This is a genomic window from Alteromonas sp. OM2203, assembly GCF_048517045.1.
Taxonomy (GTDB): Bacteria; Pseudomonadota; Gammaproteobacteria; order Enterobacterales; family Alteromonadaceae; genus Alteromonas; species Alteromonas gracilis.
Genome location: NZ_CP183209.1, coordinates 1539915 through 1565977 on the forward strand (window position 1 = coordinate 1539915; position 26063 = coordinate 1565977).

The 26063-nt window shown below is 44.4% G+C and carries 25 protein-coding genes; 15 read left to right on the forward strand and 10 right to left on the reverse strand.

All coding sequences use genetic code 11. The features are described 5' to 3' along the window. Nucleotides 1-44 precede the first annotated feature (44 nt). Nucleotides 45-1442: an asparagine--tRNA ligase gene (asnS, locus tag ACM0P2_RS06905; protein WP_159117971.1), complete on the reverse strand. Its 1398-nt coding sequence runs from the start codon at nt 1440-1442 to the stop codon at nt 45-47. A gap of 387 nt (nt 1443-1829) precedes the next feature. Between asnS and ACM0P2_RS06910 the strand changes: the two genes are divergently transcribed. Then, nucleotides 1830-2318 carry a hypothetical protein gene (locus ACM0P2_RS06910; RefSeq protein ID WP_159117970.1) on the forward strand — a complete coding sequence of 163 codons (489 nt, stop codon included), beginning with the start codon at nt 1830-1832 and terminating at the stop codon, nt 2316-2318. Between the two features lie 114 nt (nt 2319-2432). Here ACM0P2_RS06910 and ACM0P2_RS06915 read toward each other — a convergent pair whose 3' ends face one another. After that, entirely contained in the window at nt 2433-3401 is a 969-nt protein-coding gene (locus ACM0P2_RS06915) for a calcium/sodium antiporter (RefSeq protein WP_159117969.1), read from the reverse strand. Between the two features lie 250 nt (nt 3402-3651). On the opposite strand from ACM0P2_RS06915, the gene ACM0P2_RS06920 reads away from it, so the two are divergent. After that, on the forward strand, nt 3652-5139 hold the full coding sequence (locus ACM0P2_RS06920) for a RimK family protein (protein WP_105931930.1): 1488 nt from the start codon (nt 3652-3654) through the stop codon (nt 5137-5139). Nucleotides 5140-5246: 107 nt separating this feature from the next. Then, nucleotides 5247-6467, forward strand: coding sequence for a GNAT family N-acetyltransferase/peptidase C39 family protein (locus ACM0P2_RS06925; RefSeq protein ID WP_419227691.1), 1221 nt, complete (start codon nt 5247-5249; stop codon nt 6465-6467). 61 nt (nt 6468-6528) lie between these two features. Here the strand turns inward: ACM0P2_RS06925 and ACM0P2_RS06930 are convergent, their stop codons facing one another. From ACM0P2_RS06930 to bioA, 4 genes are all read right to left on the reverse strand, one after another. Next, the gene (locus ACM0P2_RS06930; protein WP_159117967.1) at nt 6529-6810 is read right to left on the reverse strand and encodes a hypothetical protein; all 282 of its coding nucleotides are present in this window, start codon (nt 6808-6810) and stop codon (nt 6529-6531) included. A 203-nt stretch (nt 6811-7013) separates the two neighbouring features. Further along, the gene (locus ACM0P2_RS06935) at nt 7014-8267 is read right to left on the reverse strand and encodes an ABC transporter substrate-binding protein (protein WP_419227491.1); all 1254 of its coding nucleotides are present in this window, start codon (nt 8265-8267) and stop codon (nt 7014-7016) included. A gap of 207 nt (nt 8268-8474) precedes the next feature. After that, nucleotides 8475-8996, reverse strand: a complete 522-nt coding sequence (locus ACM0P2_RS06940; protein ID WP_159117965.1) for a DUF2937 family protein — start codon at nt 8994-8996, stop codon at nt 8475-8477. Nucleotides 8997-9112: 116 nt separating this feature from the next. After that, a complete protein-coding gene (gene bioA / locus ACM0P2_RS06945; protein ID WP_419227492.1) occupies nt 9113-10378 on the reverse strand; it encodes an adenosylmethionine--8-amino-7-oxononanoate transaminase in 1266 nt (421 codons plus the stop codon). A 98-nt stretch (nt 10379-10476) separates the two neighbouring features. Here bioA and bioB point away from each other — a divergent pair, with 98 nt between their 5' ends. Genes bioB through bioD form a run of 4 tightly spaced genes read left to right on the forward strand, consistent with a single transcriptional unit; the run spans nt 10477 to nt 14727 of the window. Continuing rightward, a complete protein-coding gene (gene bioB / locus ACM0P2_RS06950) occupies nt 10477-11601 on the forward strand; it encodes a biotin synthase BioB (protein ID WP_419227493.1) in 1125 nt (374 codons plus the stop codon). Then, nucleotides 11601-12974: an aminotransferase class I/II-fold pyridoxal phosphate-dependent enzyme gene (locus tag ACM0P2_RS06955; RefSeq protein WP_419227494.1), complete on the forward strand. Its 1374-nt coding sequence runs from the start codon at nt 11601-11603 to the stop codon at nt 12972-12974. The genes bioB and ACM0P2_RS06955 overlap by 1 nt, the downstream gene beginning before the upstream one ends. 2 nt (nt 12975-12976) lie before the next feature. After that, nucleotides 12977-13969 (forward strand): methyltransferase domain-containing protein, encoded by a 993-nt coding sequence (locus ACM0P2_RS06960; protein ID WP_419227495.1) that lies wholly within the window; start codon nt 12977-12979, stop codon nt 13967-13969. Continuing rightward, the gene (gene bioD, locus ACM0P2_RS06965) at nt 13966-14727 is read left to right on the forward strand and encodes a dethiobiotin synthase (protein ID WP_419227496.1); all 762 of its coding nucleotides are present in this window, start codon (nt 13966-13968) and stop codon (nt 14725-14727) included. The genes ACM0P2_RS06960 and bioD overlap by 4 nt, the downstream gene beginning before the upstream one ends. Here the strand turns inward: bioD and pepE are convergent. Next, a complete protein-coding gene (gene pepE / locus ACM0P2_RS06970; RefSeq protein WP_419227497.1) occupies nt 14698-15420 on the reverse strand; it encodes a dipeptidase PepE in 723 nt (240 codons plus the stop codon). The genes bioD and pepE overlap by 30 nt on opposite strands. A 93-nt stretch (nt 15421-15513) precedes the next feature. On the opposite strand from pepE, the gene ACM0P2_RS06975 reads away from it, so the two are divergent. From ACM0P2_RS06975 to ACM0P2_RS07010, 8 genes are all read left to right on the forward strand, one after another. Continuing rightward, complete coding sequence (locus ACM0P2_RS06975; RefSeq protein ID WP_419227498.1) at nt 15514-15990, forward strand: low molecular weight protein-tyrosine-phosphatase; 477 nt, start codon at nt 15514-15516, stop codon at nt 15988-15990. Nucleotides 15991-16003: 13 nt separating this feature from the next. Beyond that, complete coding sequence (locus ACM0P2_RS06980; RefSeq protein WP_419227499.1) at nt 16004-16975, forward strand: FecCD family ABC transporter permease; 972 nt, start codon at nt 16004-16006, stop codon at nt 16973-16975. Between the two features lie 10 nt (nt 16976-16985). Next, nucleotides 16986-17921: an ATP-binding cassette domain-containing protein gene (locus tag ACM0P2_RS06985; RefSeq protein ID WP_419227500.1), complete on the forward strand. Its 936-nt coding sequence runs from the start codon at nt 16986-16988 to the stop codon at nt 17919-17921. Between the two features lie 177 nt (nt 17922-18098). Beyond that, the gene (locus ACM0P2_RS06990) at nt 18099-19442 is read left to right on the forward strand and encodes a class II 3-deoxy-7-phosphoheptulonate synthase (RefSeq protein ID WP_105931942.1); all 1344 of its coding nucleotides are present in this window, start codon (nt 18099-18101) and stop codon (nt 19440-19442) included. Nucleotides 19443-19613: 171 nt separating this feature from the next. After that, nucleotides 19614-20612: a sensor histidine kinase gene (locus tag ACM0P2_RS06995; RefSeq protein ID WP_419227501.1), complete on the forward strand. Its 999-nt coding sequence runs from the start codon at nt 19614-19616 to the stop codon at nt 20610-20612. 4 nt (nt 20613-20616) lie between these two features. Beyond that, the gene (locus ACM0P2_RS07000) at nt 20617-21312 is read left to right on the forward strand and encodes a response regulator transcription factor (RefSeq protein ID WP_159117956.1); all 696 of its coding nucleotides are present in this window, start codon (nt 20617-20619) and stop codon (nt 21310-21312) included. Next, nucleotides 21312-21968 carry a potassium channel family protein gene (locus ACM0P2_RS07005; RefSeq protein WP_173358813.1) on the forward strand — a complete coding sequence of 219 codons (657 nt, stop codon included), beginning with the start codon at nt 21312-21314 and terminating at the stop codon, nt 21966-21968. Before ACM0P2_RS07000 ends, ACM0P2_RS07005 begins: the two co-directional genes overlap by 1 nt. Then, the gene (locus ACM0P2_RS07010) at nt 21965-23329 is read left to right on the forward strand and encodes a TrkH family potassium uptake protein (RefSeq protein ID WP_173358812.1); all 1365 of its coding nucleotides are present in this window, start codon (nt 21965-21967) and stop codon (nt 23327-23329) included. The genes ACM0P2_RS07005 and ACM0P2_RS07010 overlap by 4 nt, the downstream gene beginning before the upstream one ends. On the opposite strand, the gene ACM0P2_RS07015 is transcribed toward ACM0P2_RS07010, so the two are convergent. The 3 genes from ACM0P2_RS07015 to ACM0P2_RS07025 all read right to left on the reverse strand — a co-directional run bounded on the left by ACM0P2_RS07015 (nt 23326) and on the right by ACM0P2_RS07025 (nt 25795). Next, entirely contained in the window at nt 23326-23649 is a 324-nt protein-coding gene (locus ACM0P2_RS07015) for a hypothetical protein (protein WP_419227502.1), read from the reverse strand. The genes ACM0P2_RS07010 and ACM0P2_RS07015 overlap by 4 nt on opposite strands. 73 nt (nt 23650-23722) lie before the next feature. Continuing rightward, nucleotides 23723-23938 carry a DUF3820 family protein gene (locus ACM0P2_RS07020; protein ID WP_159117952.1) on the reverse strand — a complete coding sequence of 72 codons (216 nt, stop codon included), beginning with the start codon at nt 23936-23938 and terminating at the stop codon, nt 23723-23725. A gap of 60 nt (nt 23939-23998) precedes the next feature. After that, on the reverse strand, nt 23999-25795 hold the full coding sequence (locus tag ACM0P2_RS07025) for an ABCB family ABC transporter ATP-binding protein/permease (RefSeq protein WP_159117951.1): 1797 nt from the start codon (nt 25793-25795) through the stop codon (nt 23999-24001). Nucleotides 25796-26063 lie beyond the last annotated feature (268 nt).

Below are 26063 nucleotides of genomic sequence, written 5' to 3' on the forward strand. Positions count from 1 at the left end.
TTTTATATTCACGAGATCGTATTAGCTTAACGTTTTAGACTGACTTAGAAGCTAGCGTTACCCGGTGTACGTGGGAATGGGATCACGTCACGTACGTTTTGCATGCCGGTGACGTAGGCCACAAGGCGCTCGAAACCGAGACCGAAACCTGAGTGAGGTACAGTGCCGTAGCGGCGAAGGTCGCGATACCACGCATAGTCTTCTTTCGAGAGGCCCATTTCGTCAAGGCGCGCATCGAAAACGTCTAAACGCTCTTCACGCTGCGAACCACCGATGATCTCACCGATACCAGGCGCCAGTACATCCATTGCTGCAACGGTTTTGCCGTCGTCGTTAATGCGCATATAGAATGCTTTAATGTCTTTCGGGTAGTTTTGCATAATAATCGGCGCACCAACATGCTCTTCAGCAAGGTAACGCTCATGCTCAGAAGACAAATCAATGCCCCATTCAACAGGGAATTCGAATTCTTTTCCGCAGTTTTGCAGTATTTCGATGGCGTCAGTGTAGTCCATGCGAACGAAGTCAGAGCTTACTAGTTTCTCTAAACGCTCAATGGCATCTTTCTTAATACGCTGAGCAAAGAACGCCATGTCATCAGGCAGCTCTTCAAGTACGGCTTTACACACATATTTCAGCATGTCTTCAGCTAACTGCGCTACGTCTTTAAGTTCAGCAAACGCCACTTCAGGTTCAATCATCCAAAACTCTGCAAGGTGACGAGAGGTGTTTGAGTTCTCCGCTCGGAACGTAGGACCGAAGGTATACACCTTAGACATGGCAGTACAGTAGGTTTCAACATTAAGCTGACCTGATACCGTTAGGTAGGTTTCTTTACCGAAGAAATCTTCTGAGTAATCGACGTTGCCTTTGTCGTCGCGAGGAAGGTTCATCATATCAAGTGTTGATACGCGGAACATTTCACCAGCACCTTCTGTATCGCTAGCTGTCAAAATTGGCGTAGAGATCCAGTAGTAGCCCTTTTCGTGGAAAAAGCGGTGAATTGCCTGAGACAAGCAGTTACGTACGCGGGTTACCGCACCGATAACGTTAGTGCGGGGACGCAGGTGAGCATACTCGCGAAGATATTCAATGCTGTGGCGTTTTGCGGCCATAGGATACGTGTCAGGGTTTTCAACCAAACCGACAATTTCCACCTCAGTGGCTTCAATTTCTAATGCTTGCCCTTGACCTTGCGACTCTTTCACTGTTCCGGTTACCGACAATGAACAACCAGCAGTAAGGCGCTGGATATCGGCATAATTTGACAGAGAATTTAGCGCAATAACTTGTACAGGATCAAAGCAACTACCGTCGTGTAGTGCAATAAAAGACAACCCCGCTTTAGAGTCGCGGCGTGTTCTTACCCAACCCTTTACGGTTACCGATTCGCCAACGGCGTACTTACCTTTAAGTACGTCAACTACGGGCGCATGCGTCATGTTAATTTCTCCGTCTTACTGATTTTATGCAGTTTCTTGTGGCTGGGTTATGCCCAACAACCAAGTGCATCTAATCATTTACCGTTAAAAGATTAGATACATATTAAATTGTGTTTTAGTCAATGTTTTGGATTGTGATGCCGATAAATACTTACAATCTGTAACGCTTTTAATCTGTTCAAAAACGTTGGCGAATTTTGAACATTCTCTAGCGATGCAAAATACTTTCGCGAAAAACCTGCCGAAAGTTGAATAGCTTACCGAACGCAACATGCTTTTTATCGACCGCAATTTGCTAAGGTGATATAAAAATAAGCAATGAATTACAATCCAATAGCACGCTAGTATACCCAACATAAAGCGGGATGCCAGAGAACAGAGTGACAAATGGGAAATAAAAATGATTCAAGCACGTCAGTGCCCCAGCAAGCACAAGAGCCGAGCGCCTCTCAACAGGATATTAATCGTTCTGATGATGCGGAAAATGAAAGAAGTAAAATGACTTACGAGCAACTTGCTGAACGTCGTTCTACGCCTCGTTCTCAAACGCCATTTTATAAGGTCATGGTAGGGCTGAATATAGTTGGTTGGGTGGGCATGGTTGTCGTACTGGTACTGTTTCATTATGCCCGACCTGACTTTATTAGCGGCGTACAGCAATACTGGGGCATCAAAGGGGATACAACCTGGTCTGAAAGTCATCTTTCTGCAATGACCATCATGCTTCAGGTGTGTTTGATCGTTACCCTGGTAAGTATCATTATGCGTGCAAGAAGAAACCGTCGTCGCTCGGATAGTTTTGGGATTAATCTTTTCATCTTGCTTGCCATTGCCGGTATCAGCTTAATTACGCTTGCTACAACGTTAGGCCTTTAACGTTCAAAATACGTTAAAGCTGTCTGACAATATAAACAAAAGCGGCTTGACCCAAGAGAGTCAAGCCGCCATCTAAAGCTAAACCATTGCTAACTGCTTGAACAGCCCTAAAAATTAAATAAACGCAGCCTGTATAAGCCAGTATGTATAGGCTGCATAAGCCAGCACAAATGCGCCACCTTCTAAGCGGTTTAAGCGTCCTTGGCGTTTAATGCCGATACAGAAAATAAACAGAGCAACAGAAGAAGCAAACATCACCATGGCGTCGCGATACAAGAAGTCTGATGCTACTGCCATGGGCTGAATTGTTCCTGCAATACCAACCACCGCTAATGTATTAAACATGTTTGAGCCAATCACGTTACCTATGGCAAGGTCGTGTTCACCCTTTTTAACCGCCATTAATGATGAAGCCAATTCAGGTAATGATGTGCCGATAGCAATGATAGTAAGGCCTATTATCGTATCGCTCACACCAAAGAAAGTCGCTATCTCTACCGCCCCCCAAACCAGCATACGAGAGCTTGCAACCAGCAAGAGTAGTCCAGCGATTAACCACATTACGTGTGTCTTAACCGTGCCTTCGTTACTATTGATTTCTTCATCGTATTCATCGGCCAGGGCGTCTTTGTCGCCCTTCATGCCGTGATAAATACTCCATGAAATCAGTAAGATGAATAACCCTAGCAATGAAAACGCATCGTCTTTAGAAACGTTTAGATCCCATATTTGCCATACTGCAAAAAATGTAATGCCTAATAATACAGGCAGTTCTTTTTTGATGATCTCAGATTTTACTGCAATAGGGCTGATGAGCGCGGTTAAGCCTAGGATCAGTAGAATGTTAGCTGTGTTAGAGCCATAGGCGTTACCCAACGCAATGCCAGAGTTTCCCTGAATGGCGGCAAAAATTGAAACAATAATTTCAGGGGCAGACGTGCCAAACCCAATAATCAGCATGCCAATAAGAAGAGGCGATAAACCAAAATGGTTGGCGACAGATGCTGCTCCACCTACGAACTTCCCTGCGCTCCAAAGTAAAACCGGTAACCCGATTAAAATAGCCAAGCTGGCTAATAGCATATGTACTCCTTAAACCATTTGTGTCTTTTTGCCCACTTCTATGTATAGGCAAAATTAATAAATAAAAGCTGTTTCGATAGATTTATTAGACATAAGTTTTTGTTGTCTTAACGATGAAAAAAAGCCGTGCTAATTCTGCTTTGAAAAAAATAAGTTGAGCGTAAACTCAGCGCCACTTTCACTGTGTTTGTTATTTAAGCAAACGCTACGCTAATTGTAACCATCCACACATTTTTTAGAAGCGATATACATGCACAATACCTTGATTGTTACTGATGATGTTACTCCTTTTCGTAACACCGCTTTAACCGTGCTTACTTTTCAGGATTACCTTGCTGAATTCCCTAAACTGAACGAGCCCAAGACGCGGGTCATTAACATCTGCGATACCACACGCTATTTGAGTGAGGGCTACTATTGTTCATTGTTGGCCCAGGCACGTAACCACTCTGTATTGCCTTCAGTAAACACCATCAACGATTTACGTATGGCGGAAGAGAAAAGTATCGATCGCATTGTTTTTTCGTTGTCGGTACCGCAAGACAATACTGAGTTAACTGATGAACCTATATTAGTACTTTTTGGCGAAGTGAAAGATCAGCGTTTTAAGCGTTTGGCACGCCAGGCGTTTGAAAAATATCCGTATCCCGCTTTGTTCTTAAGTCCAACGGTTACTGATACCAAAATGTCGCCCAAGAACAGTGGGAAGGTTCAAATAGAAGGCTTTGCCAGTGTCCAAGCGAAAGCGTTTAAAGATTTAGATGCCAAGCAACAGGCTCGTTTTATTGAGCAGCTCGAAGCACATACAAAAATTCAATGGAAAGCAGGTAAAACCAGCAAGAGAACGCGCTGGGACATGGCGATTTTGGTTAACCCAGAAGAAAGCACGCCGCCCAGTGATGAACGTGCTATTAAAAATTTCGTGAAAGCGGCTGAAAAAGTGGGGTTTCGCGCTGATGTGGTAAGCCGCTTGTCGCAAGAGGAGCTTGGACACTATGACGCCCTGTTTATTCGTGAAACGACAGCAATTGACCATCATACCTATCGTTTAGCGCGAGCCGCTGAAAGAGAAGGAATCGTAGTAATGGACGACACGCAGTCAATTCTGCGCTGTTGTAACAAGGTGTACTTGCAGGATGCATTTGCATATCAAAAAGTACCAGCGCCGAAAGCGACCTTCGTATCGAGCGCCACGGATGAAGTGTGCGATAAATTAATAGCTGACTTTGGATTACCGCTGGTATTAAAACTGCCGGAAAGCTCGTTTTCCCGTGGTGTACACAAAGCTGAAAATAAAGATGCGTTGAAAGTACGTTTAGAACAAATGTTGGCAGAGTCTGCGCTTGTTTTAGTTCAGGAATATATTTTCACTGAGTTCGACTGGCGAATTGGTGTGCTAGGTGGCAAACCTATTTACGCTTGCCAGTATTTTATGGTGCGCAACCACTGGCAAATCTATAACCACCAGGGCGATCGATTCTCTTCGGGTGGATTTGCCACAATGCCTACGTTTGAAGTGCCCAAGCCAGTACTTCAAGCTGCTATTAAAGCCGCCAAAGCAGTAGGCGATGGTCTTTACGGCGTAGATATAAAACAGACCGGCAACGCCGTTTATGTGATTGAAGTGAACGACAATCCAAGTATCGATTCGGGTGTCGAAGATAAATATTTAGGCAAAGAATTGTACGAGTTAATTATGCAGGAGTTTGCCGACAGGTTGGAGCAAAGAGGGCGATGATTACATCGGCTGAAGCTGTGAGTAAAGAGGGCAGTGTGCATACTATGAATAGCGAAAATCCGGTGATGGAAAACTTGCCTGATAATACGTCGAACGCTGAAGGGGAAATGTCACCCGTCTCTTGTGCGAAGCCTAAGATTTCGCTACGCGTTGCCACGTTGCAAGATCTTGCGGCTCTTCAGCACATTGAGAAAACCTGTTTCACTACTGACAGGCTCAGTAAAAGCCGATTTAAATTTTATATAGAGGCTCCGCATGCCGAGCTTATTATTGCCGAACGTGAATTGCCTTCTTCGCTAAGCGACTTTGAAGAAAATAAGCGCGGGAAAAGTGGTCAAACGACTGACAATACACTTGAAAGCGTGCATACAGGCGATAGTGATGAGCAAAGTATAGTCGGTTACGGTTTGCTTTTGCTTCGTCGTGGTACACAGCTTACCCGACTGTATTCAATTGCAATACTTCCTGAAGCGAGAGGCTTGGGAATCGCTGAAAAGTTAATAAACAGCTTGGGGGAGCGGGCGCTTTTGCGGGGAAAGCGATTCATGCGCCTTGAAGTGGCGGTAGGTAACGCTGGTGCCATTGCGCTTTATAAAAAGCTAGGGTTCAGTCAATTTGGTATGTATACCGATTATTACGACGATCATACAGACGCATTACGCATGCAAAAGGTATTGGTCCCAAGTAAATCGGTTAAACCTGAGGTTTATCCTTGGTATCAGCAAACTACGGATTTTACCTGTGGCCCATCAGCACTAATGATGGCAATGTGCGCGCTGAACAATAACTTTGAAATGACTCAGGAAAAAGAACTTTCTCTGTGGCGCACCGCAACAACTATTTTCATGATGTCGGGACACGGAGGATGCCATCCAGTTGGCTTAGCGTTAGCGGCAGTAAACGAAGGCTACACGGCAGATGTGGTTATCAACCAAAATGTGCCGCTTTTTGTCGATGGCGTACGTGACTCCAACAAAAAGGCGATTGTCGAAAACGTCGAGGCACAATTTATGACAGACGCTTCTGCCAGAGGGATCTCTGTCGAAATTTCAGACTGGCGCGTCGATATCATTGACCAAACTTTAAAATCTGGTGGTGCTGTTTTGTGCCTTATTAGCACATATGCTTTCGATAAAAAGAAAGTGCCCCATTGGGTAGCAGTTACGAGCTGTGACGCTCACTGCTACTACCTTCATGATCCTGACGCAAGCGAAGGTCAACCCGTTGAGTATCAGCACATTCCGGTTGCTCGCGATGATTTTTTAAGACTTGCCAGTTATGGCACGCGTAAAGTAAGAACATTGGTCCTCCTTAAATTGAAGAAATAAAACTTACTACGAAAGTTAAGTTTTAGCTAAGGTCTTAAGATAACAAAGGCGTCAAGAGACCTTAGTGGTGAACTTGCGTAACGTTAACCTTGTTGTTTAGCGTTTTTAGCTTAGAAACAAGCTGAGAAAGCTCTTTCACTGACCCTGTATAGTCTATGTGCTTGTTCATTTCCTGACCTTTCACAGCACTTCTATAAAGCGCTTTACTTTCAAAACACGCGGTTTGTGCGTCCAAGGCATTCCATTCCGCTTTTAAGTCACATGGAATGCAATGACGCTTGGCTGTAATTTTGTCTTTAATTTGCAACACTTTTCCGATTAATAATTGAGCATCTGTTGGCATAATTACTTCTCCTTTTACCATTTTTTTAAGCAAGTTACTGATATATAAATGAAGTTTGAGTTCGTTGCTTTAAATAAACCAACCATGCAAATCTTCACTTCTTGCTCTTATATGTAAGTTTGCATTATTGATGCCATGTTCAATAAAAAATCAGGCAGTCTGATTTTCCTTGTCGTAACAGGAAGGTATTTGAAAGCGGAGCGTTAGAGAGTAGTCGTTGGAAAATGCTGACTGCGTGCCAATTCTAGTTTTGTGACGGCAATCGTTACATCGCCATGTACCATGAATTCATCAATGATAGGCATTACTTCTTTGGCAAAGGCTTCATTGGCGTCTCTATCAAAGAATTGCGAGAAACCTTCCGCCGTTGACAGCTCAAGATAGGCTTCTTTAGTAAGCGGTGAGGTCTGTTGCTGTGAAGATTTATTTGGAGATATGACGCCAAGCTTTTTATTTAGCTTTGTTTGAACCTCGTGACTTGCAGCAAAGGCTAAAAACTTTTTGGCTAAAGATAAGTTTTTCGCCTGTTTGGGGATAACAAGTACGTCAATGGGAGCCTCTTCGTATTTACCGACTCCTTCATTAATTTGAGGGAAGGGGAAAAAGCCGATTTTAGGTAGCATGTCCTTTCGTATATCCTGAATAACATAATTACCGATTAACGACATACCAACCAATCCTCTTGATAACAGCGGTAAGCTTTCTCGCCAATGAAAATCTTGATGCTCTGCAATAAAGTATTTTCTCGTTTTTAACGCTTGCAAAACGTTGAGAGTGTCCCTAACGCGATCATCATTAAAGGGAACTTTCCCTTGTGTTAGCGCATGATGAAAATCGAGCCCGTTTAATCGGAGGTTAAGATAGTCGAACCAAGCAGTGGCGGGCCAGTTGCTTTTCGTTCCAATAAAAATAGGTGAAACGCCGTCGGCTTTGATGATTTCACATAGGGCTATAAATTCTTGCCACGTCTTTGGTTCACTCAACGATAAGCGCTCAAATATTTCTTTTGAATAATAAAAACCGATTTGGTAATACGAGATGGGAACAGCGTAATAGCGGCCGTTATAGCTAAGGTTTTGTCTGACGTTTCCGTCGAACGCATTATCAAGTTCGTTTTCCAGCCACAAATCGTCTATGGGTTGAATCAACTCTTTTTCGACGAAATTAAAAAGCCTCTGCCCAGCATGCCAGTACAGCACATCAAAACGTTTATCTTTGGTCAACATAGTGGGAAACGCGAGTTTATAATCTTCACTACTTAGCGCGGTAAACTGCACTTTGCTGTTAGGGTGGAGGGTTTCAAAATCGCGCGCTAGTGTGTAAAAGGCTTCTCTTTGTGCGCTTGTTGATACCGAGACACCAACGTTTAGCTGCTGTGCATAGCTTGGTGTGATCATTGCAATCGAAGCGATCATTGCTAAACAGAGGAGCAAAATATAGAAACGGCGTCTTAGCATATTTTTCTACTATTCCCTTAACATTATTGAGCCTCGATTAATTTATGCAAGCAGCATCTAAGGCCATACAACAACTATAGATAGTTTATCCAATATGCCTATTCAACTTTTGTATGTATATAAAATAGATACAAGAGAATAGCTTTGCGAAAAAGGAAAATTAAATCGTGTTAGGTTATAGAAAATTATCCCACGCTGACTAAAACATTATCTATAAGAATAGCGTTTCGGCTTGTTTCTTACTTTTTTAACTTGGCAGTAGCAAAAATGCGGTGTCCAAATCAATAAGTTTAGAAAAATAGCGGTGACTAAGCTAAATACAATAGATGATGGGGTTAATGGTACTGATGGTCTGAAGTTGTCTAAAACGCGATTAAGTGTTCCATACTGAGAAGGAGAAGCCATAAACACGAGTTGTTCAAAATAGTGTCCGTGCTCTAACTTTCTCATACCTTGTTCAAGAGTGGTGATTTGCGCAAAGCGAGACGCTTTCATTGAGGCGTTTTCTCTGACTACAGGTTCGCTATTTTTTTGTAGGCTTTCCAACATAGCGTCTACTGATGAAAAGCCGTATTGCTTGGCAAGTTCAGAAGAACTTGAGACTTCATCTCGCAGCGCATCATAGTAGCCGTTTAAGTATTGCCGGTAGTGATCGGCTAAAATAGGTACCTGCAGCGTAATAATGAATAAAACTGCAAATACCACTTTATCGAGAATACGCACTACCATTGAACACTCACCATGGATCTTAATTTCAATTCGTTCACAAAATATCAATGGCGAGAAAAGTTGATGCCAACGATATTACAGCTTTCCAACACAGCGCTTGCTATCTAGCCGGTTTACTATTTCAAAGCCGTATAGATAGCGTGGGTTAACCTACTTAGCTGGTCTGGAGATATAATATAGGAAGGCATAATGTATACCAATCTCCCAAAGGGGCGTATCCACACCCCTTGTTTCACAAAGTGGCGTTGAATTTCGGCAACATTGACGGGATTTACCGTCTCAACCACACCTATAGCGCCTAGCACTCTAACATCAGCAACGCGGGGTAAGTCTGCACATTTTGCCAACTCGGTTTGTAATTGTTTCTCAATAGCAGGAATTTGATGCTGCCAGTGATTCTCATTAATTAAGGACAAACTAGCGTTTGCCACGGCACAAGCTAAAGGGTTACCCATATAAGTTGGGCCGTGCATGAAAACACCTGGCTCACCTTGGCACACCCCAAGAGCCACATCTTCTGTACATAGCGTTGCCGCCAGCGTCATATATCCGCCGGTAATCGCTTTGCCTAAACACATTATGTCGGGCGAAATACCCGCATGCTCACACGCAAAGAGTTTTCCTGTACGACCGAAGCCAGTAGCAATCTCGTCGCAAATGAATAGCACATCATAGGTGTCACAAAGCTGGCGACAGCGCTTTAAATATTCGGGGTGATAAATACGCATGCCTCCGGCACCTTGAACAATGGGTTCTAGGATAAGAGCAGCCATGGTGTGGTGATGCTTTTCGAAAATCTCTTCGAGTGGAAGAATGTCATCTTCACTAAAAGTCTGTCCAAAACGTGTCTGGGGAGCAGGTGCAAATATTTGTTTGCTTAGCACGCCTTCAAATAAGCTATGCATACCGTTTACCGGGTCGCAGACGCTCATGGCGGCAAAGGTATCACCGTGGTAGCCATTGCGAGGTGCAACAATACGCGATTTCTCTGGTCTTCCTTGACATGCCCAGTATTGAATCGCCATTTTAATCGCTACTTCAACAGAGACTGAGCCTGAGTCTGCTAAAAATACCCGCTCTAAACCAGCAGGCACCATGCTGAGTAAAGATTTACATAAATCTACTGCTGGCTGATGAGTAATGCCACCAAACATAACGTGAGAAAATGCGTCAATTTGCTTGTGCGCTGCGTCGTTTAGTACGGGGTGGTTGTAGCCGTGAATAGCTGCCCACCAGCTAGACATGCCATCTATCAATACTTCAGAGCTGGCTAATGTAAGCTCTGCGCCCTTTGCGCCTACGACTTCATAACAGGGAAGGGGGTTAACTGCGGAAGTATATGGGTGCCAGATGTGCTGTTTATCAAATTCTATATTGCTCACAAAATAACCATTAGTAAAGTTTTTGAATTGGTCAGAGTTGACAACTCGATATTGAGCCATAGACTAAGCCAGCAATAATAATTAGTAAAGGACAGTCAATGACATTGGCATACGCACCCACCGCGCAAACTACAACTATTCGAAACGATTGGACCAAGGCTGAAGTAGAAGCTTTGTTTGCAATGCCATTTAACGATTTACTGTTCGATGCGCAAGTAGTGCATAGGCAGCATTTTAATCCTAATGAAGTGCAGGTAAGCACGCTTTTGTCGATCAAAACCGGGGCATGTCCTGAAGACTGCAAATATTGCCCTCAAAGCGCCCGCTATGATACTGGCCTTGAAAAAGAGCGGCTGCTTGAAATTGAAAAGGTCATTCAGCGAGCGAAAGAGGCAAAGCACGTGGGGTCAACGCGTTTTTGTATGGGCGCTGCTTGGCGAAACCCCCGTGACCGGGATATGCCTTATATTTTGAAAATGGTTGAAGAGGTCAAAAGTCTGGGGCTAGAAACCTGTATGACGCTGGGTATGTTAACCCGTGATCAAGCAGTGGCCCTAAAACAAGCGGGCTTGGACTACTACAATCACAATCTTGATACCTCTCCTGAATATTACGGCGACATCATTACTACGCGTACCTATCAAGATCGCTTAAACACCCTTGAGAACGTGCGTGCTGCAGGCATGAACGTTTGCTCTGGTGGTATTGTCGGTATGGGCGAAACCGTGAGTGATCGTGCTAGTATGCTGGTACAACTCGCTAATCTTCCAGAACAGCCTCAAAGTGTGCCAATTAACATGCTGGTGAAAGTAAAAGGTACACCACTGGATAGCGTAGAAGACCTGGATTATTTTGAGTTTATTCGCACAATTGCAGTGGCCCGTATCATGATGCCTAAATCACATGTGCGCTTGTCTGCAGGCCGTGAAGCCATGAATGAACAGATGCAGGCGCTGTGCTTTATGGCAGGGGCGAATTCCATTTTCTATGGTTGCAAGCTCTTAACTACTTCGAACCCAGATACGCATGAAGATGTCATGCTTTTCAAAAAGCTTGGTATTAACACTGAGCGCACGCGAGACTTCTCGGATGAAGCACACCAACAGGTGCTAGAAGAAGAAATTATTCAGCAACAAGAGCAAGCTAGCAACGGCAATGACTTGTTTATTGATGCAACCAAGCCTAAGGTAGCGGCAAGAAAACAGCACGTTACGGAGGCGTAATGGCCTTTAATTGGTTAAACGATTCACTGAATGCGCGAGCCAAACAAGGCTTGCTGCGTCAGCGCCACTGCCAACAATACGAAAAAGACAGCATTATTTGTATTAATGGTGAGCATTATCTCAATTTTTCAAGCAACGACTATTTAGGCATGCGCCAGCACGAAGGGGTATTGCAAAGTTGGGTTGAAGGGCTGGCGCAATTTGGGGGCGGCAGCGGAGCATCTCCCTTGGTTACGGGGCACACTCAGGCCCACTTGGCGCTTGAAGCTTACATCGCCGACGGTTTAAATCGAGAAGCTGCGCTGTTGTTTAACTCTGGCTTTGCCGCTAATCAAGCCTTGTGTATGGCACTTTTTCCTCACATTTTTAACGTTAACAGAGGCGCGAATTCAGGTTTGATTATTGCTGACAAGCTAATGCATGCATCGTTTTTAGAAGGGTCACAGTGTGTTTCTGAAAGCGCTAGGCTTCGTCGCTTTAAGCACAATGACCTCAGTCATTTAGAGACCCTGCTGTCGGACGCTTGTCATAAACAAGTATCTGATGCGGGTAGAGGTTCAAATACTCTCATTGAAACAAGTCAGCAAGATATTCTTATTGCCAGTGAGGGGGTGTTCAGTATGGACGGTGACGTGGCGCCTTGCGAGGGAATAGCTGAGCTTGCCGCTGAATATGACGCATGGTTCATGTTAGACGATGCACACGGCATGGGGGTGCTAGGTGATAACGGGTTTGGCACAACCGAAGCGTTAAATTTAAGCCAGCATCAGGTGCCTATTGTGATGGGGACATTTGGTAAGGCGGTGGGCACAGCTGGTGCGTTTATCGCAGGAAGCCAAACGCTGATTGATTACCTTGTGAACTTCTCAAAACACTATGTGTATTCTACCGCTATGCCGCCGGCACAAGCAGTCGCAACCTTGTACTCCCTCACTCATATTGCCAGCGATACGTCACGTCGTGAAACGCTGAATAACAATATCGCTTATTTCAGAGAATCGTTTCATAAACGTTTTGGACAGACACTTAATGTGAATGAAAAGCGAGAAGAAACAGGTGAAATAACCTTGGGGCAGTCGCAAAGTGCAATTCAGCCTATCATCGTAGGTAGCCCCGAACGCGCCTTGGCGCTTAGTGAAGGGTTGAAACAACGCGGTATTTGGGTAACGGCAATAAGGCAGCCTACAGTACCGAAAAATCAAGACAGGCTTCGTGTAACCTTAACTGCAAATCATACCGCCCAAGACATTGATGTGCTAATTGATGCTTTTGAGCTATCGTTGAATCGCTTGAAGGAACCTGAGAGTTCAACAGTAAGTGCTGCGAACGCCGAAATTGGCGAACGAAATGGCAATGGTAAGAGCGAGATATAGCGATGTCATCAAGCTCTGCGCTACAACCAGTTATACCTGCAAAGCCTCTATGTACTCTCGACAGTAAAATGTCTCATGATACATCTTCTGGAGCTCTTGCCATTAAGAGGGCATTTCAAGCTAAGGGCTTTTCGTCAGCTGATGGCTCTTTACTAGCTGATGGCTCTTTACTAGCTGATGGCTCTTTACTAGCTGATGGCTCTCCAGCAGCGCAATCCGTTGATACCGTACCAGTGATTAACGAGAAAGATATCGCCCATCGCTTTTCTAAAGCCGCAAAGCAATACAATAGTATCGCATCTATTCAGCGTGTTATCGCCGAGCAAGCACTTATTAATTTACCTCATCGTTTGCAGGGGCAAGCCCTTGATATTGGGTGTGGCACAGGTATTCATACGCAGGCGCTTTATCGTAAAGGAGCAACTGCAACCGGCGTGGACATTGCCGAGGGCATGTTGGCGTTTGCTCGAAAAAAGTACTCTGACCCCATTTTTATTCAGGGGAGCGCGATTGACTTACCTTTTTCGGAGAACACATTTTCAACGGTGTTTTCGTCAATGGCGCTTCAGTGGGTTAGCGATACAGGTCTTGCAGCCAAGCAAATAGCGAGAGTACTAAAAAAAAGCGGTGTAGCTGAGCTTGCCATTATGGTGGCTGGTTCATTTGATGAACTTAAAACCGCGCGCAAAGTGGCGCAGCTCGCGCAAGCGGATACTGTTATGCCAACAGCGGCTCAGTGGGGATACAGCTTTAAGCAGTCGGGGCTTTCGTTAAAACGGGTCATCACCAAAGACTATGTAGATATGCATAGCGACATAATGTCTCTGCTGCGCTCAGTGAAAGGTGTGGGTGCAGGGGCAACAGGACGAAAGCAACCCCCGCTAAATCGCAGAGATATCAAAAAATTAGCCATGGCTTACTCTAATGCGAGTGGTGTAGAAAGTAAGTTGCCACTTACCTACCGCGTGAGTCATTTTAGATTGGAAAAACGATGAAGCAGTATTTCATTACCGGTACCGACACAGAAGTAGGGAAAACCTATGTCACCTGCCAACTATTAAACGCCGCGCAACGCTTATCCCTACGTGCTATTGGTTACAAACCTATCGCAGCCGGATGCGAGTTGGTAAATGGTGAGTGGGTCAATGAGGACGCGTTGAATATTCAAAAAGCGAGCGCCAAAATACGTGGTGGCGAAGTCATCGAAGATGTTGACGGCTTAAAGGCAGGCAGTGAAAACAGAAAAAGTGGACAGACACTTCCTTTGCGACAAATAAACCCAATTGCACTCAAACCAGCGATTGCGCCACATATTGCAGCCATTGAGGAAGGCGTGACGCTAACTTTCGACAAAATTGCGCAAGGGCTTGATTTGCTCAAAACCTATCAGCCAGACCTCTTGCTGATGGAAGGTGCTGGCGGTTGGCGATTACCACTAACAGTGGGCGATGAATATACGCCCACGTATTATCTTTCTGATGTCGTGAAATCGCTTAAAATGGACGTGATTTTAGTAGTAGGTATGCGCTTGGGCTGTTTGAATCACGCACTCCTCACTGCAGAAGCAATTCGCGCTGATGGGCTTGCTATTAAAGGATGGGTAGCAAACGACGTTACAGGTAACATGACGCGATACCAAGAAAATCTTTATTCTCTTAAAGCCATGTTACCCGAACCGCTGCTAGCAGAAATTCCCTATCAATCTGAACCCAATGAAGAGGCGTTATTCGCCGCTATCGAGCAAATACGTTAAATCATCACCTGAATTAATTGGCGTTTTTTCATTACCTAAAAAGATAAAACCATCTTTTTCACCAACTAATTTAAGTTGATTTTCAGATAGGCGAAGCGCTGTACCTTCGCGAATGGCAACCACAGGTGTCGTTGGGTTTAGCGCTGTGAATTCGGCTAATCGCTGGTCGCGTGTTTCGCCATTATGGCCGGGGGGCTGGTAGTCGGTATAGTGCGGGTTCAATTGAAACGGTACTATATCTAACGCATCAAAGCTCGGTGGCTCAATAATAGGCATATCGTTGGTGGTCCTAATTGATTGCCCACAAATATTTGAGCCAGCGCTCCAGCCGATGTAAGGCGTACAATCGGCAATGGCGTGCTTTATTGGCACAATAAGCGCATTAGCATAAAGCGTCGAAAGCAGGTGAAAGGTATTACCTCCACCTACGACAATGGCTTGCCCGTTCTTCTTCGCATGATTAATGGCAGTAACGGGGTCATCGACGGTGTGCAATCCGACCACATTGCACTCAGGGAGGGCATTGGCCACAGCGCTTACATATTCGTCGTAAGACTGAGTTACAGCAGCATAAGGAACAAATAGAAGGTCGCGTACGTCGCCTAAGTGTGCAAAAATAAGCGTCCTAGCGTGTTCTAGGTAGGCCTCGTCACCTTGGCGAGAGCTACTAAGCATAAGTACATGTGCGGTCATACTAACTCCACAATTTTTCAGACGGCGTATCATACGTGAAACGAACTATAAAGTTTAGTCGCGCTCCGTCACTGCATTGAAATAGGACAATGAATGAAACAATCTACATCGGTGTTATTCGTGTGCTTGGGAAATATTTGTCGTTCTCCCACAGCGGAAGCCGTTTTTAAAAAGAAAGCTGCTGAAGCGGGTTTGGATATTGATATTGATTCAGCCGGTACGCATGGTTATCACATTGGAAAGCCCGCAGATAAGCGTTCTCAGGCTGCCGGTATAGAGCGCGGTTATAGTTTTAAAGGGCTAAAGTGTCGTCGTGTGGATGAAAGCGACTTTGAGCGTTTTGACTATATTTTAGCAATGGATAATAGCAACCTTGCAAACCTTCACGGCATGGCGCCAGGCCAGCATCATAATAAAATTAAGCTATTTTTAGACTTTGCCGAAGTTGAAGATAAAGAAGTCCCAGACCCATATTATGGCGGTAAACGCGGTTTTGAACTCGTGTTAGATCTTATTGAAGAAGCGTCAGACGGCTTAATCGCTCATATTAAACAAACCCAAATATTGTAAGGCGGAAATTACGTTGATAAGGCGCAATGTCGTCAATGTTGTAATCATTTCTGTAGGTCTCGCGCTGTTCCTAGGTGTTGCGGGAATTTTAGGCACGACATTGTGCTCTGAAGCGCCGTTAGATTTAAAACAGCATATTATCGTTCAATTACAGCTACCATTGATACTAACTGCGAGCCTTGTTGGCGCTGCGCTCTCCGTAAGCGGCGCAACATTGCAAGTGGTGTTGCGAAATCCGCTAGCGGACCCCGGCATTATTGGTATAACCAGCGGAGCCAGTTTGGTCGCTGCACTTTTGTTGCTGTTAACACCACGGTGGGCATCAGCATATCTTCATTACGTGCTGCCATTAGGGTGCTTTGTTGGTGCGCTGCTTTCCACATTTATTATTTACCGCATAGCGAGGAAGTTGCTGGGCTCTTCTACAGCCGTCATTCTTGCCGGTATTGCCATTTCTACGCTTAGCGGCGCTGTCATCGCTTGGCTCTATATGTTTAGCGACGCCAATGCTCTTCGCAATCTTACCTTCTGGTTAATGGGAAGTTTGTACCAAACTAACTGGTTAATTTTGTCGGTGGGAGGCCCTCTCATAGCTGCCGCTGTTGCATTACAGCTTCATTTTGCCGCCGATTTAAACAAGCTGTACGCGGGGGAGCTTGCAGCAAAAAGTAGTGGTGTGGATGTAGAAAAACTTACCGAGCGGGCACTCATTGTTTGTGCTGTTGCTGTAGGTACTGCGGTGTCTATGGCAGGTTCTATCGCGTTTGTCGGCTTGTTAGTTCCACACATTTTACGCTTGATTATAGGGCACAATAATCGCTATTTGTTGCCGCTAAGTGCGATGAGCGGTGCGAGTTTGTTAATTCTGGTCGCGTTAAGTTCTGAACTTACCCGTGCCATTACACTTCCGGTATCTATGGTAACGGCCACGTTAGGCGGTCCATTATTAATTTGGGCTTTAGCTAAAGGTCAAATAAAAGGGTAGTGAAAGTGAAATGACGACGAAGAATTTTACTACTCAGCAACGCCCGGTTTCTCCCACTAACCCACAAATAAATATTAGTGAGGATGACATCATCAGCGCGAACCCAAAGCAAAACATTAGCAGCAAAGACGGAATAGCTGATGGCAAGAGCGCAGCGGATAGACACGACGAAGCGGAAGATCATAGTGTTTTAAGCGTACAGCATGTAAAAGTCGCTTCACGGCTTTGGGTTGAGGGGATTAGCGCGAAAAAAGGCGAATGTATTCATATCATAGGACCAAATGGAGCAGGAAAATCAACGCTGTTGCTTACCCTTGCTGGCCTTATTGAAGCTGACGAGGGTAACGTCATGTTGCTTGGCAAGCCAATGGACAATTGGTCGCTGGCAACCCTTGCGAGTGTACGTACCTTACTAGCTCAGCAAAGTGAGAGTGGTTTTCACTTGTCGGTAAAGGAATACTTAAGCTTTTATTCGTCTGCTCAGCAAAGCGTGCTTATACCTGCTGTTTTAGAAAAAGCGCTAGAGGTCTCTGACTTCTCCAATAAAATTCTCACTCAGCTTTCTGGCGGCGAACGTCAGCGAGTAGAAATCTGTCGAGCGCTATTGCAAATTTGGCCTCAGCTAGAACACGGCGAAGGTATAGCGCTTTTAGATGAACCGTTACAAGGGCTTGATATAAGGCATCAGTATGCCTTAGCGAGTTTAGTGAAATTCCTTTGTAAAAAAGGGAATACCATACTTATGACGTCTCACGATATTGCCCTTAGCGCTAACTATTGCGACAGCTTATGGCTTATGCAAAGTGGTCGCATGGTGGCGTCGGGCAGACCGCTCGAGGTAGCAACTCAAACCAACCTTGAAAAAGTGTTTGAATGCCATTTTGCTATAAGCAAGCGCGATAACTTTCTAGAAATTCAAGTTTGCGCACCTATTTCCCTAGAATAAATGTGGTAAAGTGCCTCCAGCATTTTTTTAGATTCATATTTTCACATTAGACTGATTAGATTAAAGCGCTATAGACATATAAAGAAGCGCGGTACAGTCTTTCTATTGAAGCTTGGGCTTCAATAAATATTTTCACTTAAACGTTTGCCCTACGTAATTTTTATCAGGAGAACACCGTTGAGTAATTGGCAAGTAGACAGTTGGAGAAATAAACCTATTCTTCAGCAACCAGAGTACGACGACAAAGTACGTTTAAAAGAAGTAGAGCAAACACTGAGTTCTTATCCACCGCTGGTATTCGCTGCTGAAGCTCGTGAGCTTAGGCGCCAACTAGGCGAAGTAAGCCTGGGGAAAGGCTTTCTGTTACAAGGTGGTGACTGCGCTGAGTCGTTTGACGAGTTTAACGCACCTAAAATTCGCGATACGTTCAAAGTTATTCTTCAAATGGCAATTGTATTGACGTTTGCTGGCCGCTGCCCCGTAACCAAAGTTGCACGTATGGCGGGTCAATATGCTAAGCCTCGTTCGTCGGATTTCGAAACCCGCGATGGGGTGACCCTGCCAAGCTATCGCGGCGATATTATCAATAACTTTGAATTCACCGAAGCGGCCCGTCGTCCAGACCCTGATCGTTTGTTAGAAGCTTATCATCGCAGTGCATCTACCTTGAATTTACTTCGTGCGTTTGCACAAGGTGGTTTGGCTGATCTTCATGAGGTAAACCGCTGGAACATGGCGTTTGTTGAAAACAATCCGCTTAAAGAACGTTATTCGGATATGGCCAACAGAATTCAAGACACCCTTGAGTTTATGGATGTTATTGGCATTAACGCACAAACCAGTTCTACGCTGCATGAAACTTCATTGTTTACATCCCACGAAGCTCTGCTGTTGAACTACGAGCAGGCGTTAACGCGAATAGACACACTTACCGGCAAGCCTTACGATTGTTCGGCTCACATGGTATGGATTGGCGAACGTACCCGTCAGCTTGACCATGCGCACGTAGAGTTTTTCCGAGGCATTCACAACCCAATTGGTGTGAAAGTGGGGCCAAGTATGCAAGAGGACGAGCTTATTCGTTTAATTGACGCGCTTAACCCGCTAAATGACCCTGGTCGTTTAACGCTTATTACGCGAATGGGCGCAGATAATTTGGCTGACAACTTGCCGCGCTTATTGCGTAAAGTGAAAGCTGAGGGCCGACATGTTGTGTGGAGCTCTGACCCCATGCACGGCAACACGTTCTCGGCCTCTAGCGGCTATAAAACCCGTAACTTTGATGCAATCTTGAAAGAAATCAAACAATTCTTCCAAGCCCATGAAGCAGAAGGCACGCACGCTGGCGGTATTCACCTTGAGATGACCGGCCAGCACGTTACCGAGTGCACTGGCGGCGCATATAAAATAAGTGATGAAGACTTAGCGCAGGCATACAAAACGCAATGTGACCCCCGTTTAAATGCAGACCAGGTGCTTGAAATGGCATTCTTGGTTGCTGATCATTTGCGTAATGCGTAATGCGTAATGCGTAATGCGTAATGCGTAATGCGTAATGCGCATAGCAGACTTTATTGCATCGGCAATTAACTAAGACGGCATCATGAGATGCCGTTTTTTTACCTAAATTTTACGCGTATATTTTGATTTAGGTTGATATGCTCATAGTGTTCAAATTAATACGATGGATCTATGACGCAATTCAAATATGGTTTCTATACGCTTTTTATTATGGCTACGGCCATTTTAGGATGTTTAGTACTTAGTAACTGGTTCTTGCCGCTCGGCGGAATTCTACTTATTCTTCAACTTGCGTGTGCCATCGTAGCGTTAACCACTTCAAGGTTTTATGGCTTGCTTGCCGGGCTAGCCGGTGCACTGAGCTTTAATTATTTTTTCACCGCGCCTCTTTACTCTTTTCAAATAGCAGAAGTTGAAGACAGCGTTAACTTCGTCGTATTTTTCATTGTAGCTATCCTAATCAGCGAGCTAGCTGTTTACGTAAAATCTCAGCAGCATGCGTTACAGGTTGTTAAAACACAATCTAGTGTTCTGCGCTCTGTGTCACATGATTTGCGCACGCCACTTTCTACCATAATAGGTTCTGTAGAAACCTATATGACATATCAAGACAAGCTTGATGACATTGAAAGACAAGCTTTGTTACAAGGGGTTCACGATGAAGGTAAACGCCTTTACGTATATATTGAGAACCTGCTTCAAGCTACGCGAATTGAGCATAACGCGTTAGCGCTAAACCTGACCCATGTAAATCTAGACACATTTTTAGCCGCCCTTGAAAATCGGATTGATAGTCGTCGGCTAAAATTGATCAACAAATGCGATAGCCCTGTAATTACTGTGTCTGAATCGCTGTTGCAACAAGCCTTATTTAACGTAATTGACAACGCTCTTAAATTTAGCGACGACAGCGTATGGCTAAGGGTAAGTCATACTGGTGAGAACTATGAATTTGAAATAGCTGACACAGGCGAGGGAATCAGCGATGAACAGCTAAAATCGCCAATACAGCTTTTTCAAACCCGTCGTCGCAGCGATAGTGGAAAAGGCGGCATTGGTTTAGGGCTAAGCGTAGCAGCAGGCATAGTTCACGCCCATGGTGGTGCTATCAAGCTGTCGAATACCACACCAGGCCTTCTCGTCAGTATTTCAATTCCAAAAAGGGATTAGCGCAATGAGCCACACCATTCTACTTGTTGAAGATGATGCGAATATTCGTCAGATGCTGAGCATTGCGCTAGGTGCAGAAGGCTACCTTTGTGTTGAAGCTGCTTCGGTTCGAGAAGCCTTGTCATTGTTTAATCAGCACCGTCCTGACCTTGTCATACTCGATTTAGGGTTACCTGATGGCGAGGGCAGTGAAGTGCTTAAACGCATCAGAGAAACCAGTCGTCTGCCAGTTCTTGTACTGTCTGCAAGAGACCAAGAAATAGACAAAGTTGACCTGTTGTCTCGAGGGGCAAATGATTACGTTAGCAAGCCATTTGGGATCAGAGAGCTTGTAATCCGTGTGAAAGTCCTACTAAGAGATTTCATTCCTGTGGTTGAGCCTACAATGACCACACGAAAGATTGGCAAGATTGAGTTGGATATTACCGAGCGGCGTCTTCGTATTGAAAGAGAAAGTATAGTGCTCGCTCCGAAAGAAGTTCAGCTTCTTGATGAGCTTACAAAACACCCTGGGGCGTTCATTAGCCAAAGAGAATTGTTGAGAAGAATATGGGGTCTGCATCACAGTGAAGATACCCACTACATCCGCATTCTTGTAAGGCAGCTAAGAAAGAAGATAGATCCGTTTGAGAAAGATTTAATAGAGACAATGCCTAAACGAGGCTACCGAATAGCGGTTGACAAACCGGAGGCTAATTAATGTCGCATTATAGTGTAATTGGGCTTGGAAAGTTTGGCTTAACGGCCAGTTTAGAGTTAATTCATATGGGGCACACCGTTACAGGAATTGACCAAAGTGAAAAGCTGGTTGAACAGTATGCAGGTGAGTTTACGCAGTGCGTTGTGTGTGATGCCAGTGATGAGCGTGCACTCAAGGAATTAAACTTGTGTCAGAGCGAAGCCGTGCTTGTCGCTATTGGCGAGGATATGCAAGCTAGCTTACTGTGTACGTTGGCATTAAAAAACTTGGGCGTAGCCAATATTTGGGTGAAAGCTAATAGCTCTGCTCACCACGCTATTTTATCCAAGCTGGGTGTGTCGAAAATTATTCATCCTGAAGAAGAGATGGGAGCAAGAGTGGCGCAAGCGCTTAACTACCCAATGGTGAATGACTACCTGGGCATTGGGCATGGCATTTATATCGTTGATGTTATTTTGTCTGACCACTTTTCATCGCAGCCATTAAAAGATGTGTTATCCATCGGCAAAAGGCAGGTATCTTGTTTGTTAGTTAAGCGAGGTAATCAACTGTTTCACAATCCATCATTAGACTTTGAGATTACTTCAAACGATACCGTTATCCTCTGCGGCCATCGAGAGAGTCTAGTCAAAATAGCGCCAAGGTTAGCACAATGAACAGATGGGATCCTGGCTATAGACCCATAGAGCGCTCGCCTAAGGGTTTTAACAAAATTCAGGTAGGGCCACCTCTTATTCTTTCTCTAAGCTTTGTGGCTGTGATTCTTTTAGGCACGGTTATTCTTAAATTACCAATAATGACTCATGAGCCCATCTCGTGGATCCAAAGCTTATTTACCTCCACGTCAGCAGTGACGGTTACGGGTCTTGTGGTAGTCGATACCGGATCTGTTTTTACAACTGCTGGACAAGCTGTGATTGCGGTTTTAATTCAGCTGGGCGGCTTAGGGCTGATGACGTTTGCCATCGTCACGCTCATTGCTTTAGGAAGTAAAATAAGCTTCTTGCAGCAATCGGCCGTGAAAGAGGCGTTTAATCAAACGGATTTATCAACGCTTGTATCTACAGCGAAGTCGGTACTGGCTTTTGCTTTTTTAGTTGAGTTAGTGGGTTTTTGTATTCTGTCGGCCTACTGGATACAGGAAAAGGACGTGAGTGAAGCCCTATTTCACGCGTTTTTTTATACCATTTCTGCGTTCAACAACGCAGGATTTGCACTAAGTGGGGATAGTCTTTCCGCCTATGTGGGTGACCCGATTATTAACATCACTATTTCTGCGTTATTTATTATAGGTGGTCTCGGGTTTTCCGTTTGGATAGAGCTTCATAAAAAACGCAGATGGCAACGCATTTCTGTGTATGCCAAGACAATGATATTGGGTACGCTAATTGTCAATGTAACCGCCTTTTTGCTTATCTTTGTTATTGAAAGTGATAATCCTGCAACCTTGGCGAACCTCGATACTCAAAGCGCATTATGGGCATCATGGTTTCAAGCTGTTACTCCAAGAACTGCCGGATTTAATACGCTGGATATAGCGTCGTTAGAAGATCCAACTACTGCATTAATGTTGTTGCTTATGTTTATCGGTGGGGGCTCTATGAGTACTGCAAGCGGCATAAAACTGATGACTTTCATCGTTTTACTCATTGCCGCGTACAACTATATTCAGCGAGGGGCTGCGCCACGACTTTTTGGTAGGACGATTTCAAACGATACCGTTAGCAAAGCGCTGGCGCTTACGATGATTTCTATTGGTATTACATGGATAGCTATATTTTTTCTGTTAATGTCAGAAAAGGCTGACTTTTTAGATATCGTTTTTGAAGCGGTTTCTGCTCTAGGGACTGTGGGTCTTTCCAGAGGCCTAACTGGCGAGCTCTCAAACATTGGTGAGTGGATCATTATCTTACTGATGTACGCGGGTAGATTAGGGCCTTTAACATTAGCTTATTTTATTGCCAGCCCTCGAGTAAGCCGTATTAAATACCCGGAAGCTAAGCTAGCCATTGGTTAACCTGCAAAAATGGTGGCTCGTTCTTCTTCACTCAAAATTCCGGTAAAGATAGTTTTTCTTCTTAAGTTGGCTGTACGCTCATCGTCAGCCAATAAAAGCGCTTTAAATACGGTGGGTTCATCGCGAGCTTCAATAATTCCTTTCCACATCAGATAACTGCCGTAACGCATCATTTTGTTTTGATAACGCGCTTCTAAGGTTTGTTCGGCTTGCTCAAAAAGCTCTGGGTGAGATAGTAGTTTGTCGGCTATTGCACTGTGAACTTTTTTGATGCGTTCGTTTACATCACTTCGACGTTGTTTTCTGGGTCTTACAAACATAAATAGTATTTTCGCTTTAATTTACGCATTTCAACATTACGAGGGCGATGCTTCTTTGTTTTCCAGCTGACATTTAATCATCGTCTAGCAGAGGCTCTACAACTGATTCCAATCCGTTTAACTTTATTTCATACATTAAAGCAAGCTGTTCGCCCAGCTTGTTTTCGGGAAAGCCTTGTTTGTGAAACCATACCAAATAAGGCTCGGGTAAATGAAATAAACGCCTTCCGGCATATTTCCCAAAAGGCATAACCTGATTGATAGCAGATTTAATAAGCATGGGATCCATCTATGCATTAGCTCCTTCACCGAAATTGTTGAGGTTAGTTTCAACACTGTTCTTAGCGTTTTACTCAATATCTTCTTCACTGTCGCGCTGCTGGGCTTGCCATAGTGTGGCGTACTCTCCTTGACGCTCAAGTAAATGCGTGTGTGTCCCTTCCTCTACGATAGCCCCATTTTTCAAAACCAATATTTTATCTGCATCCACAATGGTAGAGAGTCGGTGGGCTATCACTAAACTCGTGTGGCCTTTCGCCGCGTCGCGTAGGGCAGACAATATAGCACGCTCAGACGTGCTGTCTAATGAACTGGTGGCCTCATCGAATATCATGATAGGAGCGCCTTTTAACAACGCGCGGGCTATAGAAACTCGCTGTTTTTCACCGCCTGAAAGTTTGAGGCCGCGTTCGCCCACAGTGGTTTCTAGTTTATCAGGAAGGCTTGCTACAAAGGCTTCTAGGTGAGCCAGTTTCAATACTTGTTGTATTTCTTCATCAGAAGCTTCGGGGTTACCATAGCGAATATTTTCCAGCAACGTGGTGTTAAAAAGCACCGTGTCCTGCGGCACAATACCGATATGAGCGCGTAAGCTTTGTTGAGTGAGCAATGAAATGTCTTTTCTGTCGATGGTAATGTTCCCTTCATTTGGCTCATAAAAGCGAAAAAGGAGTTTCATCAGCGTCGATTTACCTGCACCGCTTTCACCGACAACAGCAACTTTTGAGCCGGGTGGCACCTCAAAGCTCAGGCCCTTTAAAATTTGGCGATTTTCGCTATAGGAAAAGTGCACGTTATTAAATGCGATGGCTGGATTCGTGCAGGTTAATTCAGTGGCGTTATCTGCATCCTTAATGGCGGGTGTTTGGTCTAGTAGTTCAAATAATTTGTCAATATTAGCAAGGCTTCCGCGAATTTCTCTATAGACAAAACCTAAGAAGTTTAGCGGCATGAATATCTGCATGGTAAAAGCGTTGATAAGCACAAAATCACCGATGGTCATTTCTCCATTCATTACCCCAAGGGCAGCGTTCGCCATCATTGAAGTCATCGCAATAGCAATAATGGCCGCTTGACCACCATTTAGGGCGAATAAAGACAAGCGATTTTTTCTTCTCGCTTTTTCCCACGCAGCTAAATCCGTGTCGTATCGATTAGCTTCAAAAGACTCGTTGTTAAAGTATTTTACGGTTTCAAAGTTCAGCAGGCTGTCTACCGCGCGAGAGTTGGTGGTTGAGTCAGCTTCATTCATTTGAGTAACAAAGCGAGTGCGCCAGTCGGTTGCTTTCATTGAAAAGCCAATATAGGCAATAACACTGCAAACAATGATAAGGGCAAATGAAACGCCAAATTGAAATAATAACAGGCCGACGACTAACGCTATCTCTAGTAGCGTGGGAACAATATTGAACACCATAAAGCGCATAAGAAAACTGACGCCATTTGTTCCGCGCTCAATGTCTCTAGACAGACCACCTGTTCGTCTATTTAAATGAAACCCTAAATCGAGATTATGTAGATGTTTAAACACCTTCAAACCAAGTCGACGCATAGCACGCTCGGTCACACGGCCGAATAAGGTATCCCGTATTTCGCCTAGTAAAACGTTTAGTAGTCTTAAGATTCCATATGCCGCGATAAGGCTGATAGGAACAGCGATGGCCAGTTTAGTTAAATCGCCATTCAAACTATCTACAGTATATTTCAGCACGTAGGGTAGGCCGATGCTGGCAAGTTTAGCTGCTACTAAGCAAAGTAGTGCCAGAAAAACCCGTTGTTTAAACTCAAGTAAATAAGGCCAAAGTTGCGAAAGAACGTGCCATTTAACAGGTTCATCGTGATTAGTAGGAAAACGGTTTTTTCTCATTTTATAGTGTGCTTAATTGTTAAATTCAAAGTAATTAACTGAGTGTTTGCAATATATGTGGCTAGCTGGATAAGGTGTTAACACGAATCAACGTTGTGATTTCTTTAAGCCGATGAAGAGTAACACTTACTAGTATAGTGAATTTTACTTGTTGGTGTACGTATTGAAATGAACTAGAGATTAAAACGGTCTTATTTATAGCCATGAATGTGTTTAATTTTAGCTATGCGGCGCGTACACTAAGAGGCAGTTTAATTTAGTAACCTTG

What these genes read in the sequence shown, in the direction of transcription:
- bioB (WP_419227493.1), top strand. Translation starts at nt 10,477, where the DNA reads ATGACATTGGCATACGCACCCACCGCGCAAACTACAACTATTCGAAAC.
- asnS (WP_159117971.1), bottom strand. Translation starts at nt 1,442, where the DNA reads ATGACGCATGCGCCCGTAGTTGACGTACTTAAAGGTAAGTACGCCGTT.
- pepE (WP_419227497.1), bottom strand. Translation starts at nt 15,420, where the DNA reads ATGACCGCACATGTACTTATGCTTAGTAGCTCTCGCCAAGGTGACGAG.
- bioD (WP_419227496.1), top strand. Translation starts at nt 13,966, where the DNA reads ATGAAGCAGTATTTCATTACCGGTACCGACACAGAAGTAGGGAAAACC.
- ACM0P2_RS06955 (WP_419227494.1), top strand. Translation starts at nt 11,601, where the DNA reads ATGGCCTTTAATTGGTTAAACGATTCACTGAATGCGCGAGCCAAACAA.
- ACM0P2_RS06925 (WP_419227691.1), top strand. Translation starts at nt 5,247, where the DNA reads ATGTCACCCGTCTCTTGTGCGAAGCCTAAGATTTCGCTACGCGTTGCC.
- ACM0P2_RS06985 (WP_419227500.1), top strand. Translation starts at nt 16,986, where the DNA reads ATGACGACGAAGAATTTTACTACTCAGCAACGCCCGGTTTCTCCCACT.
- ACM0P2_RS07000 (WP_159117956.1), top strand. Translation starts at nt 20,617, where the DNA reads ATGAGCCACACCATTCTACTTGTTGAAGATGATGCGAATATTCGTCAG.
- ACM0P2_RS07020 (WP_159117952.1), bottom strand. Translation starts at nt 23,938, where the DNA reads ATGGATCCCATGCTTATTAAATCTGCTATCAATCAGGTTATGCCTTTT.
- ACM0P2_RS06910 (WP_159117970.1), top strand. Translation starts at nt 1,830, where the DNA reads ATGGGAAATAAAAATGATTCAAGCACGTCAGTGCCCCAGCAAGCACAA.
- ACM0P2_RS07010 (WP_173358812.1), top strand. Translation starts at nt 21,965, where the DNA reads ATGAACAGATGGGATCCTGGCTATAGACCCATAGAGCGCTCGCCTAAG.
- ACM0P2_RS06920 (WP_105931930.1), top strand. Translation starts at nt 3,652, where the DNA reads ATGCACAATACCTTGATTGTTACTGATGATGTTACTCCTTTTCGTAAC.
- ACM0P2_RS06975 (WP_419227498.1), top strand. Translation starts at nt 15,514, where the DNA reads ATGAAACAATCTACATCGGTGTTATTCGTGTGCTTGGGAAATATTTGT.
- ACM0P2_RS06930 (WP_159117967.1), bottom strand. Translation starts at nt 6,810, where the DNA reads ATGCCAACAGATGCTCAATTATTAATCGGAAAAGTGTTGCAAATTAAA.
- ACM0P2_RS06935 (WP_419227491.1), bottom strand. Translation starts at nt 8,267, where the DNA reads ATGCTAAGACGCCGTTTCTATATTTTGCTCCTCTGTTTAGCAATGATC.
- ACM0P2_RS06995 (WP_419227501.1), top strand. Translation starts at nt 19,614, where the DNA reads ATGACGCAATTCAAATATGGTTTCTATACGCTTTTTATTATGGCTACG.
- ACM0P2_RS07005 (WP_173358813.1), top strand. Translation starts at nt 21,312, where the DNA reads ATGTCGCATTATAGTGTAATTGGGCTTGGAAAGTTTGGCTTAACGGCC.
- ACM0P2_RS07015 (WP_419227502.1), bottom strand. Translation starts at nt 23,649, where the DNA reads ATGTTTGTAAGACCCAGAAAACAACGTCGAAGTGATGTAAACGAACGC.
- ACM0P2_RS06960 (WP_419227495.1), top strand. Translation starts at nt 12,977, where the DNA reads ATGTCATCAAGCTCTGCGCTACAACCAGTTATACCTGCAAAGCCTCTA.
- ACM0P2_RS06940 (WP_159117965.1), bottom strand. Translation starts at nt 8,996, where the DNA reads ATGGTAGTGCGTATTCTCGATAAAGTGGTATTTGCAGTTTTATTCATT.
- ACM0P2_RS07025 (WP_159117951.1), bottom strand. Translation starts at nt 25,795, where the DNA reads ATGAGAAAAAACCGTTTTCCTACTAATCACGATGAACCTGTTAAATGG.
- ACM0P2_RS06915 (WP_159117969.1), bottom strand. Translation starts at nt 3,401, where the DNA reads ATGCTATTAGCCAGCTTGGCTATTTTAATCGGGTTACCGGTTTTACTT.